Source organism: Mycobacterium sp., from assembly GCF_049673265.1.
Classification (GTDB): domain Bacteria; phylum Actinomycetota; class Actinomycetes; order Mycobacteriales; family Mycobacteriaceae; genus Mycobacterium.
The window spans coordinates 1-3,081 of record NZ_JBATXN010000518.1; the positions used below are offsets into that span (position 1 = coordinate 1).

General features: G+C 67.5%; 5 protein-coding genes. 2 read left to right on the forward strand and 3 right to left on the reverse strand.

Annotated features, from left to right (window positions below):
* Positions 1–757 (forward strand): AMP-binding protein (locus WBF82_RS17870; protein WP_424384298.1); only part of this gene is annotated, 757 nt, incomplete at its 5' end.
* Between the two features lie 3 nt (positions 758–760).
* Here WBF82_RS17870 and WBF82_RS17875 read toward each other — a convergent pair.
* Entirely contained in the window at positions 761–1,174 is a 414-nt protein-coding gene (locus WBF82_RS17875; RefSeq protein ID WP_424384299.1) for a PPOX class F420-dependent oxidoreductase, read from the reverse strand.
* A gap of 36 nt (positions 1,175–1,210) precedes the next feature.
* A complete protein-coding gene (locus WBF82_RS17880) occupies positions 1,211–1,759 on the reverse strand; it encodes a TetR/AcrR family transcriptional regulator (RefSeq protein WP_424384300.1) in 549 nt (182 codons plus the stop codon).
* An 85-nt stretch (positions 1,760–1,844) separates the two neighbouring features.
* Between WBF82_RS17880 and WBF82_RS17885 the strand changes: the two genes are divergently transcribed.
* Positions 1,845–2,729 carry an aldo/keto reductase gene (locus WBF82_RS17885; RefSeq protein ID WP_424384301.1) on the forward strand — a complete coding sequence of 295 codons (885 nt, stop codon included), beginning with the start codon at positions 1,845–1,847 and terminating at the stop codon, positions 2,727–2,729.
* Here the strand turns inward: WBF82_RS17885 and WBF82_RS17890 are convergent.
* Positions 2,722–3,081, reverse strand: a 360-nt coding sequence (locus WBF82_RS17890; RefSeq protein ID WP_424384302.1) for a VIT1/CCC1 transporter family protein, incomplete at its 5' end; no start/stop codon positions are given. The two genes, WBF82_RS17885 and WBF82_RS17890, sit on opposite strands and share 8 nt — an antisense overlap.

Below are 3,081 nucleotides of genomic sequence, written 5' to 3' on the forward strand. Positions count from 1 at the left end.
CCGCGACCTGTCGTCGCTGGAGACCGTCTACTACGGCGCCTCGGCGATCAACCCGGTTCGGCTGGCCGAGGCGATCCGGCGGTTCGGCCCGATTTTCGCCCAGTACTACGGGCAGTCCGAGGCGCCGATGGTGATCACCTACCTGGCCAAGGCCGACCACGACGAGAAGCGGCTGACCTCCTGCGGACGTCCAACGCTGTTCGCCCGGGTGGCGCTGCTCGGCGAGGACGGCAAGCCGGTGCCGCAGGGCGAACCGGGTGAAATTTGTGTCAGCGGACCACTTTTGGCCGGCGGCTACTGGAATCTCCCGGACGCGACGGCAGACACGTTCAAGGACGGCTGGCTACACACCGGCGACATGGCCCGCGAGGACGAGGACGGCTTCTACTTCATCGTCGATCGGGTCAAGGACATGATCGTCACCGGCGGCTTCAACGTCTTCCCCCGCGAAGTCGAAGACGTTGTGGCCGAACATCCTTCGATCGCGCAGGTGTGCGTCGTCGGCGCACCGGATGAGAAGTGGGGCGAGGCCGTCACCGCGGTGGTGGTGCTACGAGCCGACGCCGCCCGCGACGACGCGGCGATCGAGGTGATGACCGCCGAGGTTCAGGCGGCGGTCAAGGACCGCAAGGGCTCGGTGCAATCGCCCAAGCGGGTGGTGGTCGTCGACGCGTTGCCGCTGACCGGGCTGGGCAAGCCGGACAAGAAGGCCGTCCGCGCACAGTTCTGGGAGGGCGCCGGCCGCGCGGTCGGCTAGGCGTCAGACGCCGACCCCGCCGACTTTGTCGACGCGGATGTGGGTCACGAATCCGGGCGGCGCGTCCTTCGGCGGAAACACGCTAGGGTCCAACAGCTCCTGCGACAGTTCCTTGAGCAGTTCCGGGGCGCCGCCCTCTTCGATCCGCGCGGTCCCGTCGATCGAGATATACGACCGCAGCGTCTTGCCCACGTCGCCCGGATTCACGATCGTCACCGCGACGCGGGGATCGCGACGGACGTTGCGGACCTTTTTGTGTTCGGCAAGGTGCGCGGTCACCAGCTCGTCGCCATCGGGCGTTGACCGCAACGCCACCCAGACCACGCTGACCTGGGGGCTGCCGTCGGGATTCAGGGTGACCAGGGTGGCGTCGGCGCCGTTTCCAATGAGCTCGCGCGCTGCTTGGTTGAGTTTCATGCGGTGTACTACCGCTGCGCGCGTCGATTGATTCCCTCAGGTGGCGATGCCGGCCACCAGCAGGTCGAGCAGACGGCCGGTCTGGGCAGGCGATGTGCTGGTCAAAAAGATGCCGAGCAGGCTGGACACCACGTCGTCGGCGCGGACGTCGGAGCGCAGGCTGCCGTCGTCGGCGCCCGCTTTCAGCAACACCTCGACCACGCCGACAATGCTGGCGCGGATCTGGCTCCCTTCGATGGCCCCCGACTCGACCATGGCGCGAAACGATTCGGCCATGCCCCGCTTGGCGGCCACGAAGCTCGCGTACCGATCCATCCAGCGCCGCAGCGCAGCCTTGGCCGGATGCCGCTTCAGCAGCTGCTCTGCGGAAGCGGCCACCTCGGCGAGCTCGGACCGATAGACGGCCTCGACCAAGACGTCGCGGGTCGGGAAGTGGCGGTAGAGCGTGCCGATTCCGACGCCGGCGTCGCGGGCGATCGACTCGAGCGACACCGGTGCGCCGTCGCTGGCGCCGAATGCCGCGGTCGCGGCCGCCAGTAGCCGTTCGCGATTACGCCGCGCGTCGGCCCGAACACTGTCCACCAAAGCGGAGGCTCCTCCGGTTCTGCTATTCTGATTAAGCGGAGGGTCCTCCGCATTCCTCCAGTGTCTCACGATCAAGGGAGCACCAATGACTGACAAGCCACAGCCCGGCGGCGCCGGCCGCATCGGCACCAGGACCGTTGCCCGGGTCGGCTATGGCGCCATGCAACTGTTCGAGGCTTCCTTCGACGACGCTGTCGCGGTGCTGCGCCGTGCGGTCGAACTCGGCGTCAACCACATCGACACGGCGTCGTTCTACGGCCCCGGCGAGGTGAACCGCCGGATACACGCGGCGCTTTCGCCCTACCCCGACGATCTCGTGATCGTTAGCAAGGTGGGTGCGCGGTTCACCGGCGAAGACCCGGTACCCCTGGCCGCTGCACAGAAGCCCGCCGAGCTGCGCGCCGCCGTCGAAGACGATCTGCGTGACCTCGGCCTGGACCGAATCCCGGTGGTCAATCTGCGGCGCATGGATCTATTCCCCGGCATGGGCGCCGAGGGCGACCAGATCGTCGACCTCGACGACCAGCTGGCCGAGATGATCGCGCTGCGTGACGAGGGCAAGATCGGCACGATCGGGATCAGCAGCGTGCCAGTCGACGTCCTGCAGCGGGCGCTGCCTGCCGGCATCGTCTGCGTGCAAAACGCCTACAGCCTGCTCGATCGCTCCCAGGAGGAGATGCTCGCCGTCTGCGTGGAAGCGGGCATCGCCTGGGTGCCGTATTTCCCACTCGGGTCGGCGATCCCGGGCTTCCCCAAGGTCGGCGACAACCCCGTGGTGGTGGACATCGCCGACGAACTCGGTGTCATACCGGCGCAAGTCGGGCTGGCGTGGCTGCTCGCTCACGCGCCGACCACGTTGCTGATTCCGGGAACGCGCTCGATCGTGCATCTCGAGGAGAACCTCGGCGCGGGCGACGTCGCACTGAGCGCCGATGCGATCGCGCGGCTGGATGCAGTGACGCTCAACTGATTACGGCACCGACCAGGTGGCCGATCAGGTAGGTGACCGCCAGCGCCAGTCCGCCGCCGACGAAATTGCGAAGTGCCGCACGATGTTTGGGCGCACCACCGAGACGTGCCGAAACCACGCCGGTGATCACCAGCGCCACCAGCACCGCCGCGACGGTGATCGGGATCCGCAGCGTGATCGGTGCAGCAAGGATCGCGATCAGCGGCAGCAGCGCGCCGATGCTGAACGACAACGCCGACGAGAGTGCCGCCTGCCACGGGTTGGTCAGCTCGTCGGGATCGAACCCAAGCTCGACCTCGGCGTGTGCGGCGATCGGATCGTGGTCGGTGAGTTCCCCGGCGACGGTACGTGC

Bases quoted from the DNA above. Each gene is read 5' to 3' on its own strand.
- WBF82_RS17885 (WP_424384301.1), top strand. From the start codon at position 1,845: ATGACTGACAAGCCACAGCCCGGCGGCGCCGGCCGCATCGGCACCAGG.
- WBF82_RS17875 (WP_424384299.1), bottom strand. From the start codon at position 1,174: ATGAAACTCAACCAAGCAGCGCGCGAGCTCATTGGAAACGGCGCCGAC.